Here is a 17,377-nt window from a genome sequence, read left to right as displayed (position 1 = left end):
AGCCTGTAAAGACTTGAGACAAGAGCTGTTCGTTAAATTGAGTGACTAGCCTAGAACAACGACAACATCATTCACGCTGCCTTCTGCTTGTACTGGGATTGCACCTTCAATTGACTCACCGTTGATAGTGATAGAGGTAACTCCTTTGCTTACTGCATTAGGGTTTTGCACCGTGATGTTGTAAGTTGCACCGCGCCATTGACGAGTAACTTCGAATTCTGGCCAATCCGTCGGGATACATGGATCAACCGTTAAGCCTTCGAAGCCTGTTCGAACACCAAGAATGAAGTTGGTTACCGCAAAGTAAGCCCAACCAGAAGTACCGGTTAACCATGGGTGGTTTGCACGCCCGTGGTCTTGGTGGTCTTTACCCATGATGAATTGCACGTACGAGTATGGTTCTGCGTAACGTGTTTCAATCATGTCGTTTTGGTTGTATGGGTTGAGTGCGTCGTAGAATTTCATCGCACGGTCACCACGACCAAGCTTTGCTTCCGCTACCCAAGCCCATGGGTTCGGGTGAGAGAAGATAGCGCCGTTTTCTTTTACGCCTTGGTAAACGCGAGTTACGAAGCCGATATCATCGTTTGGTGTTGCGAATGAAGGAGAGTTTAGGTGTAGGCCGTATTCAGAGAACAGGTTCTCATCAACGGCGTCCATCGCTTTCTCACCGCGTTCTTGAGATACCGCGCCAGAGAGAACCGCTAGCGTATTTGACTCAAGGTGCACACGACCTTCTGTTTGTTGAGCGGTACCGATCTTGTCGCCATTTTTAGTTAGACCACGGATGTACCAACCCCCCTCGTCATCCCAAAGGTGTGTTTCACACGCTTCACGAACATTCGCGGCCATTTCAGTGTATTTCGCAACATCAGCGTCGTTATTGCGGAACTTAGCTAAGTCTAAGAATTCTTGTAGCGCCCAGAAGTGTAGGAATGAAACCATTGACGATTCACCGCCACCTAGGTTCAAACAGTCATTCCAGTCTGCACGAAGGCCTTTACAGATACCGGCTTGACCAACGTATTCTGCAGAGAAGTTCAGTGCTGCTTTCATGTGTTCGTAAATGGTCGCTTCACCGCCGTCTGCGTATGGAATCACTTCATCAAAGAAACCGTGTTCACCGGTTTCCATTACGTACTTGATGATGGTTGGGACAATCCACAAGTGATCATCAGAACAGGTGTCTTCAATGCCGTGGATCTTGTCGTCGTCTGACGGTGTTGGAACAACCGTTGGTGATTTTGAAGGCTCAACGTCTGCTTTCTCTGGATCGAACCAGTCAGGATCGAATAGGTGTAGACCGTAACCCGCTTTCACTTGGCCACGAAGCAGATCGATAATACGTTTCTTGGTCATTTGTGGGTTGGCATGAGGGACTGAAATCGCATCTTGCGCGGTATCACGGTAACCAAGACCCGTACGGCCGCCAACTTCAATGAATGATGCAAAGCGCGACCACACCACACAAGTTTCCGCTTGGTATAGTGTCCACGTGTTGATCATAGTGTCTAAGCCTTCGTTTGGAGACTTAACTTGGAACTTGTTGCAACGTTCGTCCCAGTGATCTTTGATGCCTTGAAAAGCAGCATCTACGTTTGCAGTGTCTTGGTATTTTTCACGTAGGCGTTCACCGTTGCCTTTGCCGATACCTAGTACATAGGCAAAGCGAACTTCTTCACCCGGTTGAATCGTCAATTGCTTATGTAGAGAACCACAGTGGTTGTAACAGGTTTGAGCGCTGTTAGAACATTTACCGTTTTCAACCGCAATTGGGTTTGCTTCGTCACGGTACATACCAAGGAAGTTATCACGTTGTCCGTCGTAGCTGTCTGGAGAGAAAGTTGACGCTAAGTAGTAGAAGCCTTCAAAGTCATTAGTGTTGTAGTACAGGTCGTATTCCAACACACCTTCTTGGTAAGACGTGCCCGCAGAGTACAAAGACATCTGGTGGTTCTGGTTATCAGATTGGATGTGGCTGAATGAGAACTCAACAAATGAGAATGTGCTGATAGTACGTGGCTTATCTGTGTTGTTCTTTAGGACAACGTCCCAAACTTCTGCATCTTCGCCTTTAGGTACGAATAGCGTTTTGGTCGCTGTAATACCGCTGTATTCACATTTGAACTTTGAGTATGACAGGCCGTGACGAACTTCGTAATTCGCTTCATCTAGGCTCTTTGCCACTGGCTGCCAAGAGATAGACCAGTAATCACCTGTTTCATCATCACGCAGGTAAACATAGTGTCCTGGACGGTCGAAGGTGCCGTTTGGGCGGAATTTAGTAACACGGTTGTATTCTGGAGAATTGTAGAACGAGTAACCGCCCGCATTGTGCGAAATCACGGTACAAAATTTTTCAGTACCTAGGTAGTTTGTCCAAGGTGCAGGTACATCAGGGCGAGTGATGACGTATTCGCGATTGTCGTTATCGAAATAGCCGTATTTCATTGTCATTTCCTTTTTAACAAACTGCATCTATGCAGCTAATTTTTAAATAGTGGTACTGAGTCGTATCTGACTGAGCACCTTAATTTGATTCAGCAGTCACTCGTGTGAATGTGTTTTGGTTTATTCAGCTTTCCAAGGGTTGCGATAGTCAACATTGAGCCTGTCGAGTAGTGGCAAGTGACCCTTTAGGCGAGACAGGTAATCTAGCCACTCTCGGTTGTTTTTATGTGTCCAACATCCTTCAGCTAAAGCGCTAATTCTTGGGAATACCATGTAATCCATACGCTGTTGGTTGGTGATGACTTCACACCATAGAGCACACTGAATTCCACATATCCGCTTACGAATTGGATCGGTGTCAGATATCTCAGCAAGCGCTTCATAGGTATAAGCTTGTTCTAATGGAATCACAGCCGCCCAATCTACACCCGGCTCTTCCGGTGCATAATCTTGGGTCATGTCGAGATAAGTAAATTGTGCGGGTTGCAGAACCACATCAAAGCCTTGGCGAGCACAGTTCACAGCGGCTTCTTCGCTAAGCCACGAGTAGATGATGGTCTCTTTGCTCACCTTGTCGCCGTGTTGCGCCTCTTCCCAGCCCACCATGCGCTTGCCGAGTTGCTTGAGTTTGCTTTCAGCGTAGCGGAATAGGTGCCCTTGCAGGTCTTTGCTGTCTTGATATTGATGTTCTTTCATCAACGCTTGAGCTGCAGGGCTGTTGGTCCACACGCCCGGTGGTACTTCGTCTGCGCCCATGTGAATTAATTCACTTGGGAACAGCTCTGCGACTTCTTCAATAACCGCATCTAAGAATTGGTAAGTGCCTGGCAAGCCTGGGTTTAGCACATTGTCGTTGTAGTGCTGAATGCTCTTGTATTGAGTGGTATCAGCTTGCTCTACCAGCATATCTGGCAGTGATTTGATCGCGGCGCGACAGTGTCCCGGGATATCGATTTCAGGGATAACCGTGATGCTACGCTGTTCTGCGTATTCAATAACTTCGCGAATCTGTTGCTGCGTGTAGAAGCCGCCGTAGTTTTCCGCAATATGGGTGTATTGCGGTTCCAGTGCATGGTTAGGACCACGCCAAGCACCAACTTCAGTTAGCTGAGGTAGGCTCTTTATCTCAATTCTCCAGCCTTCATCATCGGTTAGGTGCCAGTGAAAAACGTTGAACTTGTAGTGCGCCAATTGGTTGATTAGACGCTTCACTTGATCTACTGAATGGAAGTGGCGAGCACAATCCAACATCATGCCGCGATACTTAAAGCGTGGCTCATCTACAATTTGGCAGCATGGAAGAGAAAAACGAGTATTACTCGACGGCTCAACTAATTGTATTAAGCTAGCGACGGCATGGATAAAGCCAGACTGGCTACCAGACTCAATATTAATGTGTTGTGAGGTGATATTTAGTTTGTACTTGGCTTCATCTAAAGTTGGATTATTACGAAATAGAATATTGCCGCTATTCTTGGTAGTTAGGGATAAATCAAAGGTAGAGAGCAACTCTTGTTCTAACCAAGTCACGGCGTTGTCTGCAAGGTGAGATTTAATCTCAACTTTACAATTGCTGTTTAGTTCAAAATGACCTTGATCAACCTTGAGCTTGTTTGGACGGGGGATGAGAGCTAGCCTTGAAGCGCTTACTGCTGGAAGTTGACTACGTTCACTATAAGGAGATGCTAGCACTATCGGAGAAATAGCCACCGGCAGAACAGAGGCTTCTCCCTTTGAGTTCGATTGAATAAAGGCATCATTCAAGCCATCCGAATAGAAGCGGAATGGTGCGCTTTGAATACTGAATTCAAGGTAGTAATGGTTATTGGCCTTTAATACTGACGAACTTGGTTTGAACGAGCAGAAGCTGCCAACTTGAGTCAGTTCACCTTGCGATAAACTCTCAGGAAGGATGAATCGGTCAAAGGCAAAATGCAGTGACCAATCTGTCACGTCAAGATCACTTAAGTTATGTACCGTAAGGCCCAATCGGCAGTTGTTTTTTTGTTCAGAAAGAACAGCTAAGTCGATGCGATAATTCATATAACTTCCCTGCTAAGCCTGTTGATACAAGTTGTGTTGTGGTTTTCCGGCAAACATCAATGCGCCTTCGATAGCGTCGAATTGAGGTTTAACGATCCATTGCTGTACTGGTGGTGATAGCCAATTGAGAATTCGCTCTGCGATACTTCCCATCAGGCATACCTTGTCCGCACCTTTACGATGCAGTGCTAGTACAAACATTTCGATATCCGCTGCGGTTTGCTTGAGCATCTCGATAGCCAGTTCGTCACCTTCATTCGCCAGTTGAAAAATTACTGGCGAGAATTGACCGTAATCCTTTGGAATTGCGCCTTTTGACCACTCCACAATGGCATCGACATCATTATTAAAGTGATGCATAACATGCTGAGTGAGTGGGGTTTTGCTACGAATGCCATCTTCAGCAAGCAGAACTTGTTGAATCAAGCGAAGGCCCATTACAGCGCCGCCACCTTGGTCGGAAATTGGGAATTCACGACCACCAACGACGTGCTGCTCACCATCTTGTAGGTAGATGCCGCATGAGCCCGTGCCACCAATCATGATCGCGCCGTTTTGGCCATTGTGAGCGCCAATACAAGCACCGTAAGCGTCAGTGTTGAGCGTCATACTGGCGAAAGGGTGTGGTTGAGCCATGAAGTCGAACCATGCCGATTTTTGCTCAGCACCAGCCAGTGCAAGGCCGACATGCATATTGGAAAAATGAGTTGAGTCGAGTTGCCCTTGCTGCGCCGCTTGAGTAATCGCATCAACAATCGATCTCATCGCAACATCAACACCCAAAAGGATGTTAGCGCTGCCGCTTTTCGCTTCACCAATGAGTGTGCCTTGGTCATCGCGAATACGCGCACGACAAGAAGTGCCGCCACCATCAATACCTACGTAGTAAAGAGTCATGGTTATTGCTCCTTACGTTGTGCTAGGAAATTGAATTGCGCAGCGGTTGCCAGTAAGTACCACGCGCCGTGAGGGATCCATTGTTCGCCCCAGCGCCAGTTTTGGAGCATGTCATCTTTTTGCGCTGGTGGATTGAATGCAATGTCTTGATCATCTTCAAAGCCAGCTGTGATGCCATTACAGATACCACCTTTCGCATTGAAAAAACCAAGCTGCGGCAGGTAGTCAGGGTTGTTATGACCATGACCATCAAGCATGCACATGTGGTATGGGTTGAGACCCAAGATCCAATCTAGGCTGTTCTGTGAAAGTTGGATTAAACGCTTTTGCAGTTCGCTATCTTGAATATGTGGTTGAACTAAGTACGCCATGGTTGCGATCGAACCAAGACGTGCGTTCTCGCCTTGCCACCAGTAGCCTGTTTCATTTTTCTGAGCGACGAAGAAAGCATCGCGCTTATCACCATCAACATTTTTAACGTACTGTCTTGGGTAGCCAAATGGGTTGGTTACTTTATCGGTGATGTTGATTTCGAACTGACACGCTTGTTCAACAACAATGCGAGCTCGTTCTTTCAGCTCCGTATCGGTTTCATTGTCGATGTATTCGCACAGGGCAATTACTGGAAGGCCGGCTTCAGCTGCATGAAAGTATGGGCGAGAGCCATCAGCATTAGCTGACCAGAAGTGCTCAAATGAATCATCTGACTGTTGACGAGAGATTAAACGAGTCGCCCAAGTTCTTGCTTCTGAAAGGTATTGTTCGTCTTGTGTTACTCGGTACAGCTCATTGGCTGCGAGTAGGGCGCAATACTCATCGATGATGTTTTCTTCACCATCGTTTAGGTATTGGAGGTTGTACTCTTTGAGATGCCAGTAACCTTTGGTTGCGGTATCAAGATAGGTTTGGCTAGAGTAACTGCTTGAAACTTCAAGTTCAGAAGCCGCTGCGAGTGCCGCAATAGCAACACCACCCCCTTGTCGGTAGCCTGCTTGTAAGTCTGTTGATTTATGGCCTTCTTGAGTGGCGTACGCGCAGATGTCGCGTTGGTTGATGTCTTTACTCCACTTGTCGAATACTGTCATGTAGAAGTATCCAGCCGCGTCTTGCATACGAACTAAGAAATCAGCTCCGAATAGCGCTTCTTCTGTTAGGCGAGTCATAGAGAATTTAGGGAAGTCTGGATTGTCGCTGGTTAAGCGCACGCTTTTGAGCATGTTCCAAACAACCATAGGAATCTGTTGTGGGTTGAGGTAGTTGCCGTAAGACAAGTGGCTGAAATACTTACTTACATCACCTGATGCATCGTACCAGCCACCATGGACATCGACGTATCTGTCGGTGCCGAGAATTTGTGCTTGTCGATCTTTCTTGTCAAAAGTGCCGCCACAACGTTGTGACTTGAAGTAATGAAGCACATCAGAAAATGTGTGGTTCATTAGTAGGTTGTTGCCAATCTCAAACACTTCCGAACGTAGGTTATCAAAGCGCAGGTAGTAGCGACCGGATTCGGTAAATGAACTGAAATCGATGGTGAAGAATTGCCCTTGATGCCAATTTGCTACATGGCCTTGTTTTACAACATCAAAGTTGCCCACAGTAATATGGTTGTCGGCACACACCAAAAGTGCAGTCGTGCTCGATAAGCGAGTTTTCTTAGTCTGTAAGATCGCCTGCTTGGGAGCCGAAGATTCGTAGCCAATATGGTTGGTCAATAACAGCATCAATGTTCTCCAAAGGTCCTAGTTTCTTTTGGCTAGGTACCTGAATTGGTTTGGATATGAGTAGTTAGGGCCCGCAGACCCTAACTCAGTCTTAATGTTTAGCTTTCGTGCAGGTAACAACGAACAAAGTGGTTATCGGCTAATTGAGTTACACTAGGTAGCCGCTCTTTACACTTGTCCATTGCGTGAGTACAACGGCCTGCAAAAGGGCAGCCGGCGGATACTGGAGTCCAAAGTGGAATCTCCCCTTTGTTACCCGCTAGTTGCTCGTGGATCGATTTCTTAGGATCTGGAACCGCAGAAACCAGTAGTTGAGTGTAAGGGTGCTGAGGGTTAGCAATAACGTCATCGGTATCGCCCCATTCCACCATATGGCCGACATACATCACTGAAAGGTCTTCAGCGATGTAACGAGCCGTTGCGATGTCGTGAGTGATGTAAAGCAGTGACATTTGCTTCTCAAATTTCATCTCTTCCATCAAGTTCAAAACACCAGCACGAATAGAAACGTCTAGCATTGAGGTTGGTTCATCTGCGAGAACAACCTCAGCACCAACCGCGATATTACGTGCTAGGTTGACACGCTGACGTTGACCGCCAGACAGTTGGTGAGGGTATTTTTTTGCTGTTTCTTTCGGTGGGATCAGACCCACTTGCTCTAAAAGATCGTAAACACGTTCTTCTAGTTCTCTCTTATTACCCGGAGTCACTTTCTTGTGAATCAACAGTGGTCGAGCGATGTGGTGAAAGATATTGTGTGTTGGGTTGAGTGAACCAAACGGGTCTTGCCATACCATCTGCACACCTTCACGGTAATGCATAAGATCTTTTCTGCTTGAGATCTCTTGGATGTCGCGCCCTTTGTATTCAATCGTACCGCCTGAAGGCGCGTACATCTTTGCGATCATTTTTGCTGTTGTTGATTTACCTGAACCAGACTCACCAACCACTGCTAGGCCGCGGCTTTTGTACATCTTGAATGATACGTCGTTGATCGCACGCATCATCGGGGTTTGAATGGTGGTACTGCTTATTGGGAAGTCTTTTACGACATTCTTACCTTCTACCAATAATTGACCGAAATCTTTGCTCATAATTGTCTCCAGAATCCTTGTTCGCTTGGCTTGTTTTTAGGCGGTCGAGCCGCCTGTCTAGTTATTCACGCTGAGAAAGCGTGCAAGCTATAGCTTCCTTTGTACTATTGGGTCGCCGTACAGGTGGCAGTTAGACAAATGTCCCGGTTCGATAGAACGCAGCTTGGTTGGCACCTTAGTACAGGTTTCATGTACACGGTCACAACGAGCTTGGAAACGACACCCTTCAGGAATCTCTAATAGGTTCAGAGGGTTGCCCGGAATACCCGCTAATTTTGTCTTCGGCCCTGTTAGTGGAGGGAAAGAACTTCCCAGCCCTTTGGTGTAAGGGTGGTAAGGGTTTTCTAGAATATCTTGAGAGTTAGCTACCTCGATCAGCTCACCTGAGTACATGATGCCGATGCGGTCAGAGAACTCGACCATCAATGACAAGTCATGGGTAATGAACAGAATCGAGAAGCCAAATTCTTTTTTCAGCGCATAGATCTTTTGTAGGATTTCGCGTTGCACAACTACATCAAGTGCTGTTGTTGGCTCATCCATAATGATCAGCTTCGGATTCAGGGCTAGAGCGATAGCAATAACCAAACGTTGACGCATGCCACCAGAGAATTGGTGAGGGTAGTCACTCAATCGGCTCGGGTGAATATCGACGATTTCAAGTAGACCTTCAGCACGTTGCTTCGCTTGTTCACGAGTCATATTGGTGTGACGCATGATTACGTCACAGAACTGCTCTTCCATCGGTAGTACTGGATTGAGTGCGTTCATCGCACTCTGGAATACCATCGACATCTCGCTCCAACGAAACGCTTGCATACGGTCATCACTGTATTCAAGGATATTCTCCCCGTTGAAGATAATCTCACCACCACTGATGTAAGCGGGCGGCTTATGAAGACGCATAAGAGAGAAAGCAACCGTTGATTTACCACAGCCAGATTCACCGGCTAGGCCGAATACCTCACCCGGAGCGATATCGAAACTGACGTTGTTGCAAGCGCGAACATCGCCTGATTCGGTGATGTAATCCACGCATAAGTTGCGGATAGAAATTAGTGGTTCAGACATGATTATTTATCTCCGCTCCAAAGTGCATTTTGTGGTGGTAGTTCTGGTTCACGTTCTTCTTTGTCTTGAGCTGCTAGTTTCTTCCAGCGCTTCATGCCTTTGTGAGAACGCAGTTGCGGGTTAGCAATTTCATCGACAGCAAAGTTAAGCAGAGCAAGACCTGTTACGAGTAGTGTCAGTGCGATACAAGGAGCTAATAGTTCCCACCAAGCGCCAATCAGCATTGATGAAGAGGTTTGAACGTTGTAAAGCATGATGCCCCAGCTGATTGTGTTTGGGTCTCCAAGGCCTAGGAACGAAATCGTTGCTTCCATCATGATTGCGTACATCACCGAACCGATGAAACTCGCACCAACAATAGAGATAAGGTTTGGCAGAATCTCTACGAAGATGATACGGAATGAAGATTCACCCAAAACTTCAGCGGCTTTTACAAACTCTTTTTCACGCAGTGCTAGGGTCTGGGAGCGAACAACCCGGGCGCCCCAAGCCCAAGACATAAAGCCGATAACCAAGGTTATGGTGAGTGGCCCTGCCTCACCAATAAAGGCTGCAACTACGAACAACAGTGGATACTGAGGGATAACTAGCATGATGTTCATAGCCGCTGTCAGTACGTCATCGACACGGCCGCCAAAGTAGCCAGCAGAAACACCGATAACTGTTGCGAGTAGACATACAGTTAGACCAGCACCAAAACCTACCGCAAGAGATACGCGTGCGCCGTATACCACTTGTGACCAAACGTCACGCCCCATACGAGTTGTACCAAGTACGTGATCTGCCTTTTTAGACATAATCAATGTACGACGGTCGTCTGCTAGGTTTTGAGCAATCCAACCATCAGGGCTTGTTTGTGCAGACTTAACAACGAAGCCAGGGTATTCGTGCGGGTTACCTGTTCGTTTGTCTGGTACGTGTTTGGTGAGCAATGGAGCCGCAATCGCGCCAAGGATAAAAATACTTAGGATGATGACGCCAGTAAGGGCCATCGGGTTACGCCAAATGAGTTTTAGAAAGTCTTTCATGATTATTTACCACCCTTACGAAGACGAGGGTCAAGAACAACGTAAAGCATGTCTGCAACTAGGTTAAAGAACAGCATGAACAGCGTCATGATAAGCAGTTGACCTTGCAGCACTTGGTAGTCACGAGCGTTAATGGCGTTGAAAAGTACACTGCCAAGACCTGGGTAGTTAAAGATGATTTCGATAATTAACTGACCACCGATTGCCATACCTAGCGACATTGAAAGGGCTGTCACACTTGGTAGCATCGCGTTACGAGCTGCGTAGTTGAATACCACTCGGTTTTCGCTAAGGCCTTTACCCTTAGCCATCGTGATGTAGTCTTCCGCAAGTAGGTTGATCATGTTGTTACGCATGTTGACTAGGAAGCCACCAATTTGAACAATAGAAGCACACAGCAGAGGTAAGAAAGCGTGGTAAGCGACGTCTTTAATGAACGCCCAGCTTGTCCAGTCCGGTATTGTACCTGCGGTGTAGGCGTAGCCTGTTGGGAACCACTTTAAGCCAATTGCGAAGGTGAATAGTGCAATCATCGCAATAACAACTTGAGGAACGGCTTGCAGAATCAGCATCCCTGGAGTAACAAAGGCATCGTATTTACTGCCGCGTTTCCACGCTGCGAAAATACCTAGAATTGAACCAATCGAGAAAGAAAGAATAACGGCGGTGCCCGCTAAGAATAGTGACCAACCGAATGCGCCACCCAACAATGTATTTACCGACAGTGGGTAGAACTGGATTGATGTGCCAAGCTCCCAGCTTAGAATATTCTTCATGTATGCGCCGTATTGAACCAAATAGCCACCATCAACGAAGCCTAATAGTTCTTTCATTGCCGCAATACGCTCAGGAGTAACTTGTACAGAAGCGTTCGCAAACATCATGGTAACGGGGTCACCAGGCATTGCTCTTGGAATAATAAAGTTTAACGTCGCTGCAACTAATAGCGCGACAAAATAAAATGACAAACGTCTTAAAAAATAACCCATAACTCACACCTTACTCACCCAGATTGTTTCCCTGTTTCTGGATTCAGGTCGCTCCTAGCGAAATTTGGAACGAAAAATCCCCTGACGACTAGCGCCATACTTTCAATAGAGAGTGTGGGGATTTTTATAAGCGGCGTAAGAAGTTACGCCGCAAAGATTGAACGATTACTTATTTAACTGGTTTTAGGTCCAGTACATGAAGTAGACGTTCTGGAATACCAGCCCAAATGTTTGGACGGCCTTTTGGATTTTCTTCGTTCCACCAACCAGTGAAGCGAGTTGTGTTGTATTGGTACATGTAAGCACCAGACATCACAGGGATCGTCACTTGGTCTGCAGCGATGATTTGCTGAATACCGTGTGCGATATCTAGCTGCTTGTTCTTATCAGCGGTTTTGTAGAAGCTGTTTAGAAGACCATCTAGCTTGTCGTTTTTGTAGAAGTGCATTGCGAAACGAGGCATACCATCACCAGATTGTAGTGATGAGTTGTAAGCGCTGTTCCAGTACGTGTATGGATCCGCACCGTGGAAGTAGTTTGTGTATGCTACGTCGTATGTGCCTTCAAGCATTGCTTGGTTGTACACTGAGAAGTCTGGCGTACGAGCTTTCGCTTTAATACCGATTTCGTTTAGCTGTTCTACCGCTAGTTGAACTGTGTTGTTGAAGTCAGTCCAGCCGTTTGGCGATTGGATCATTAGTTCGAAAGACTTGCCAGATGGAGTGTCAACAAAACCATCTTTGTTTACATCTTTGAAGCCAGCGTCAGCAAGAAGCTTTTTCGCGCCTTCAGCGTTGTAAGTGTTGAAGCCTTTGTACTTGTCGTGAGTTTTTTCATCAGACCAAGCTTCAAACGCGTAACCTAGACCCGATGCGAAATCGTTCACAGTACCGCCGCCGTAGAATGCGATGTCGATGATAGTTTGACGGTCAAGAGCCATAGAGAAAGCACGGCGGAAGTCAACGTTGCTCAACGCTTCATGCTTCGCAGCATCAGGGTGTTTGAAGTTAACGATGAATGCCTGTGTACCTGCTGGCGGGTACCAGTAGTGGTGTTTAGGGCTAGCTGCTGCGTATGTACGGTCGATATCTGGAACGAAAGAAGACGTCCAGTCCATTTCACTGTTTACAACTTTACCTAGGAATTGGTCGTTGTTCGCAATTTGTGGAACACGTAGACAGTCAACATCTAGGTTGTCTGCATCCCAGTAGTTCGGGTTTGCACACTGGATGTATAGTTGTGCTGTAAACGTATCGATTTCTGTAAATGGACCAGAACCAACGGGATTCTCATTGGTAAACGTTGATGGATCTTTAACGTCTTTCCAGATGTGCTTAGGTACAACAGGTACTTTAGCAATCTCATAAGGTACGTTCGAGTTTGCTTCTGTTAGGGTGAACTTAACTTGGTTATCGTTCAGTTTTTCTACAGAAGTTACCCAAGAGTTGATACCAGATTGGTCAAGCTCTGGCTTCTCTTTTACAAGGTTGAAAGAAAAAACAACATCATCAGCAGAGAAAGCTTCTCCGTCAGACCATTTAACACCCTTACGAATGTCGAAAACTACGCTCATCAGATCATCTGACATTTTGAAGTTTTCAGCTAGACGGAACACTGGAGTGTTACCGTGCATTTCGTTAAATACTACTAGCGGCTCATACATGAAGTCAGTTGTAGTATGTAGGTTAGTAGCACCAAGGTACGGGTTAAAGTTACGTACGAATGTAGTGTACTCTTTCGGGTGAACGGTCAGTTCACTGCGTTCTGCAGCGGTTGCTACTGATGCAAAACCTGTTGTAGCGGTCGCAATAATTGCTGTTGCTATTGCTGTTTTTTTTATATTGGCAAGCATAGCTGTTCCTTACTATTTGCTTTCATTTCACTAATGGATTGAATGTTATCTGTCGCTAAATGGTTTAGTAGATACACACTCTATTAAAGGCCTACCTCTTCTTCGTTGCTCCAGATTCATCGTTGATTCCGAGAAGTGGTAAGAGTGGCCTGTAGGCCTTTGGCAGGAGTAAGAAAACACCTTATCGATGAATTAATCAAACTCGTTTCCCGTCAAAAACGTTAAAAACACATAACCACACGTCATTAACGTCAAAATAGGGTGGTTTGATGGTTTTTTGCACGCAATTGTTATGGTGATGTGACTCGCAATTGAATTTGTTCTGGAAAGTCCATGTTAGTGGTCACTTACTCTATTTCCTTTTTATTATATAGACTTGTGTTATTTTAATGTAATTGTAGATCTTGGTCACTTGCCTGTTTTACGTTAAATTTCACTAGAAAATTAAATCTGCCGTTCTGTTGTGACTCGCTTCTCAAACTGCAACAAATAGTCAGCTAACGGTTAAATATGATGGAAAACCGGACGAGAAATAGTGACTAGAGGGAGAGGTGTTTGATCTCAAGTAACGAGATAATCCTCTTGTTTAAAGAAGTGAAAAAAGTAAATTGAAATATGAGCTACTTTGTTTTAAGTCTGAAGATTATGTACAAAAAAGCCCACGCGAGGTGGGCTAATAAGACGAGACGGTGTTAGTTCAGAGTTAGCTAGTCAGTAGTTTCTGTAACTTATCTCTGAGCATCTCTATATGAGTTCGTTCTGGTGTCTGTTCTTTACAGTGTTCGAGTATAAACTCGATCGAGCTCAATACGGTTCGCCAACGAGGTGTTTTAGGGAGTGTTTCTACGCGTAGGTATTTGTCTAACGTTCGTGTTTGCAGCGTGCTGCGGTCTAAATAGACGCGCCACAAGCCACTCTTCTCTGCGAAGGCAAACTTAGTTTCACCTGTTACTGATTCCCAGTAAATGATGGCATTGGTCATGGCATCAACCAATACTTCACGCATTAATTCCTGTTTGTTTTTACCTTCACCGCTCGCTTTATCTGCGATACGAGTAAACTCACCTCCGAGCTCTTTCAGCTGTTGGAGCTTATCTTTGTCACCTTCAAAGGCGTAGCTTGAAAGTGCCTCAACCGCCGTTTCAAGGTTATTGACTCGGCTTGAGTTAACGCCACCACCCACATTGAAGATATACATGGTGTCGAGCCCTGAGCCTTCAGGTAGCTTAAGGATATCACTTGGAATGCGCTGACGTGTGTCGTCTATGTAGATATCAATATCACCGCAGTAGTGGGCTTGTTCTATTTTGAGGTACTTAGGCGCAATGATTTCGTCAGCCATTGAACGCTTAAGTTGCTCTTGCCCACGCCTAAAGAGTTTGGCTGCTGCTTCATTTGCAAATCGAATGCGCTGGTCGTCTCGAATACAGATGATGGCTTCCGGAGCGGATTCTAATTGTTCTAGTAAACGTCCTTGTGTCTCTAGTAAATTAGCTTCAACCATGGCTCTATGTTTAAGCTCTAGTTGTAGTTGGTCATTTTCAAGTCGTCTTTGCTCAGCTTTGCTTGCTGATAGGTGCGCAGTAATTCGAGCGGCTAACTCTTGTTTGTTGAACGGCTTGGATAAGTAGTCATTGGCTCCGACTTCGAAGCCTCGTACTCGATCCTCTGCTTGGTTAAGCGCCGTAAGCATGATGATTGGTAACTGTGCATGGTCATATTGTTTACGCAGTGTTTCGCAAACCTGGTAGCCACTCATACCAGGCATCATGATGTCGAGTAGAAGTAATTCAGGCTTCTCTTTTTCAATTATTTCAATGGTTTCTGGACCGTCACATGCAGTACGAACTCGAAAACCTTCTAACTTCAAGAAACTGTCTAATACGCGTAGGTTTACTGGCTCATCATCTGCGATTACTAAGAGTGGGCCGTCAGGATTTTCATTGATAACGCTGTCTTCTTGTTGAGTATTATCAATTAAATCTGGAGCTTGGAAGTGTGAGTAGCTGCCAGACTTGCTGTAGTTCTGCAATTCTTCTTGTGTAGCTAAAGGTAGCGTAAAGCTGAAGGTAGTGCCAAGCATCGGCTGACTACTTACGTAAAGTGACCCGCCCATAAGCTCAATCAGTTGACGGCTAATGGATAACCCAAGCCCTGCACCTTGACGATAGTTGCCTGCATCTTGACCTGCTTGAACTAAGGGTTCAAAGATGTGCTCTAGATACTCAGCGGGTATACCTTGTCCGGTATCAACAACTTGCACGCGAATGTTGTCGTCAATAACGCTCGCAGAGATGACAATCTTACCTTCTGATGTGTACTTGATGGCATTACCGACCAAGTTATACATCACTTGTTCAAGGCGTTGAGGGTCAGATGAAACTAGTCCCAAATCACTAGGAACTTGGTTAATAATGCGGATTGGTTTACTACCCAGCAGGTGATGGGACAGCTCAAGCACCAAGCTGGTGGCTGCAGACAGATCAACCGCAGATTTCTTAATATCCAAGCTGCCGTAACGCATCTTGTGGTAATCAAGTAGATCATCAACCAAGGTTGCTAATCGCTGACCACTATTGATGATGATATCTAACTGGTACTTCTGGTTAGCTGGAATGGGGCCGTTCGCACCAGATATTAGTGCTTCAGCAATACCAACCATCCCATGCAGTGGTGTTCTAAGTTCGTGCGAAGTTGTTGCTAAGAACTCATCTTTTAGTTTGTTAGCAAGGTGCAACTCTTCGTTTTGCTTTTGAATGGTCTTGAGGTTGTCCTCAAGTTCATCATTCTGGCTTCTTATCAGCTGCATCTTTTCGCGAATTGAGCGCTGCATTCGTTCGAAGCTTACTGCAAGGCGGCCTATCTCATCTTTTCGCTCGGTATTGATCATCGTTTCATCAAGATCACCAGCAGATACTTTCTCGGCTGCCCAAGTGAGTTTGAGGAGCGGCGATGTGATGAAGTTGGATAGGTAATGCGATGCAACAAATACTAGAATGATTGCAGTTAACATTACGATCACGAAGATCTTTTCTAGCTGGTGAATTCGGGCAAATGCTTCTTTCTCTGGCAGCTCGACAACGAGAGCCCAAGTTGCATATTTGAGTTCAATTGGCGTATAGGCAGCGATGATCGCTTGATCTTGAGTGTTATCGAAGGTGCCCACTGCAGTTTCGCCCGCAAGCGCTTTATCAACAACGTCTAGGCTTAAGTTGATCGATTCTTGCGAATGCGCAAGGCTACGAGGTAAGTGATCACTACCTACCAATAAGGTTTGAATGTTGGAACTCTTGTTGAGATCCGCGATAAGTTTCGTTATGCCGTTGATCGGTAATCTAAACATCGCATAGCTGTGCAGATAGCCCTGCTGTACGATAGGCGCACCTAACCATGCTGTTTGTCTACCATTCTCGTCTTTAAAGTCAGAGACAATAACAGGCGTGTAATCCTCATTAGATTTACGTCGGTCGGTTACGTCTTTTTTTAGTTGTTGAAAGGTAGTGCCTAGGTTTGAATCCTTGTACTTACCTGTCAGTAAATTGGTGCCATAATCATCACGTTTAAATACGGAATAAGCGACGTTACCGTTGATATCAACCAATAATATATCGTCAAAATCGGATCGTTTCAGTAGTTCTAGGTAAGCGTTGTGGTAGCGTTTGTGTAGTAGGCGATAACGCTCACTGCCAATAAAACTGTTCGATTCTGGAAGAATAGATGTTTTGATTTGATCGCCTGATCCTTGAATATAACGCTGCTGCGCATTGCTACGTGCTTCGTCAATATCTAGGCCGAGCCTTTGAAATGCATTGATCAACCCATAGAATCGCCCACCACTGGCATTAGCCAGTTCTGAGCGTACAAAGCCCATGACTTGGGACTCTTGAGCTTGTAAGTAATCGACGATTTGCTGTTGCTTAGTATCACGAACCGAAACAAGATGTGAGGTGCTTTGTTCCTGTAGATCTTGACTGTGCGACTGGAGGAAGAATATTGCGATTAGTGTCACTGGGATAATACTGAGGACAAGAAATGCCAGCATTAGAGTATTTTGAAGGCGCTTAAACTTCTGCTTACGATAGAATCTAAACATAAATTGGGTACTACTTTCCTTTGATGTACTGCTAAAAGAGGCGAAAACAGGTACAGAGAATAGAATTAACGGTTTCCAATTTAACGAAATTAACGAGTTTTTTTACTTTGACAAGTAAGTGGTATTTAAAGCGTG

10 protein-coding genes are annotated in these 17,377 nt (G+C 45.6%); all 10 read right to left on the bottom strand.

Annotation, left to right across the window (positions count from 1 at the left end):
* Positions 1–45 precede the first annotated feature (45 nt).
* On the bottom strand, positions 46–2,451 hold the full coding sequence (locus OCU50_RS11540) for a glycoside hydrolase family 94 protein (RefSeq protein ID WP_060468562.1): 2,406 nt from the start codon (positions 2,449–2,451) through the stop codon (positions 46–48).
* Positions 2,452–2,571: 120 nt separating this feature from the next.
* Positions 2,572–4,494 (bottom strand): beta-N-acetylhexosaminidase, encoded by a 1,923-nt coding sequence (locus tag OCU50_RS11535; protein WP_060468561.1) that lies wholly within the window; start codon positions 4,492–4,494, stop codon positions 2,572–2,574.
* Positions 4,495–4,506: 12 nt separating this feature from the next.
* On the bottom strand, positions 4,507–5,391 hold the full coding sequence (locus OCU50_RS11530) for a glucosamine kinase nucleotide-binding domain-containing protein (protein ID WP_060468560.1): 885 nt from the start codon (positions 5,389–5,391) through the stop codon (positions 4,507–4,509).
* Positions 5,392–5,393: 2 nt separating this feature from the next.
* Positions 5,394–7,115 carry a glycoside hydrolase family 9 protein gene (locus tag OCU50_RS11525; RefSeq protein WP_060468559.1) on the bottom strand — a complete coding sequence of 574 codons (1,722 nt, stop codon included), beginning with the start codon at positions 7,113–7,115 and terminating at the stop codon, positions 5,394–5,396.
* A 98-nt stretch (positions 7,116–7,213) separates the two neighbouring features.
* The gene (locus OCU50_RS11520) at positions 7,214–8,209 is read right to left on the bottom strand and encodes an ABC transporter ATP-binding protein (protein WP_060468558.1); all 996 of its coding nucleotides are present in this window, start codon (positions 8,207–8,209) and stop codon (positions 7,214–7,216) included.
* Positions 8,210–8,296: 87 nt separating this feature from the next.
* Positions 8,297–9,280, bottom strand: coding sequence for an ABC transporter ATP-binding protein (locus OCU50_RS11515; protein WP_060468557.1), 984 nt, complete (start codon positions 9,278–9,280; stop codon positions 8,297–8,299).
* Positions 9,281–9,282: 2 nt separating this feature from the next.
* A complete protein-coding gene (locus OCU50_RS11510; protein ID WP_060468556.1) occupies positions 9,283–10,308 on the bottom strand; it encodes an ABC transporter permease in 1,026 nt (341 codons plus the stop codon).
* A gap of 2 nt (positions 10,309–10,310) precedes the next feature.
* Positions 10,311–11,297 carry an ABC transporter permease gene (locus OCU50_RS11505; protein ID WP_060468555.1) on the bottom strand — a complete coding sequence of 329 codons (987 nt, stop codon included), beginning with the start codon at positions 11,295–11,297 and terminating at the stop codon, positions 10,311–10,313.
* Positions 11,298–11,466: 169 nt separating this feature from the next.
* Positions 11,467–13,149 (bottom strand): ABC transporter substrate-binding protein, encoded by a 1,683-nt coding sequence (locus OCU50_RS11500; protein ID WP_060468554.1) that lies wholly within the window; start codon positions 13,147–13,149, stop codon positions 11,467–11,469.
* 703 nt (positions 13,150–13,852) lie between these two features.
* Positions 13,853–17,242, bottom strand: coding sequence for a response regulator (locus OCU50_RS11495; RefSeq protein WP_060468553.1), 3,390 nt, complete (start codon positions 17,240–17,242; stop codon positions 13,853–13,855).
* Positions 17,243–17,377 lie beyond the last annotated feature (135 nt).

The organism is Vibrio toranzoniae (assembly GCF_024347655.1).
GTDB lineage: Bacteria > Pseudomonadota > Gammaproteobacteria > Enterobacterales > Vibrionaceae > Vibrio > Vibrio toranzoniae.
Note: the sequence above shows the minus strand (reverse complement) of the source record. Positions and strands in the feature narration are given on the sequence as shown.

Coding starts and splice junctions, on each gene's coding strand:
- OCU50_RS11540 (WP_060468562.1), bottom strand. CDS start 2,451: ATGAAATACGGCTATTTCGATAACGACAATCGCGAATACGTCATCACT.
- OCU50_RS11535 (WP_060468561.1), bottom strand. CDS start 4,494: ATGAATTATCGCATCGACTTAGCTGTTCTTTCTGAACAAAAAAACAAC.
- OCU50_RS11530 (WP_060468560.1), bottom strand. CDS start 5,391: ATGACTCTTTACTACGTAGGTATTGATGGTGGCGGCACTTCTTGTCGT.
- OCU50_RS11525 (WP_060468559.1), bottom strand. CDS start 7,115: ATGCTGTTATTGACCAACCATATTGGCTACGAATCTTCGGCTCCCAAG.
- OCU50_RS11520 (WP_060468558.1), bottom strand. CDS start 8,209: ATGAGCAAAGATTTCGGTCAATTATTGGTAGAAGGTAAGAATGTCGTA.
- OCU50_RS11515 (WP_060468557.1), bottom strand. CDS start 9,280: ATGTCTGAACCACTAATTTCTATCCGCAACTTATGCGTGGATTACATC.
- OCU50_RS11510 (WP_060468556.1), bottom strand. CDS start 10,308: ATGAAAGACTTTCTAAAACTCATTTGGCGTAACCCGATGGCCCTTACT.
- OCU50_RS11505 (WP_060468555.1), bottom strand. CDS start 11,297: ATGGGTTATTTTTTAAGACGTTTGTCATTTTATTTTGTCGCGCTATTA.
- OCU50_RS11500 (WP_060468554.1), bottom strand. CDS start 13,149: ATGCTTGCCAATATAAAAAAAACAGCAATAGCAACAGCAATTATTGCG.
- OCU50_RS11495 (WP_060468553.1), bottom strand. CDS start 17,242: ATGTTTAGATTCTATCGTAAGCAGAAGTTTAAGCGCCTTCAAAATACT.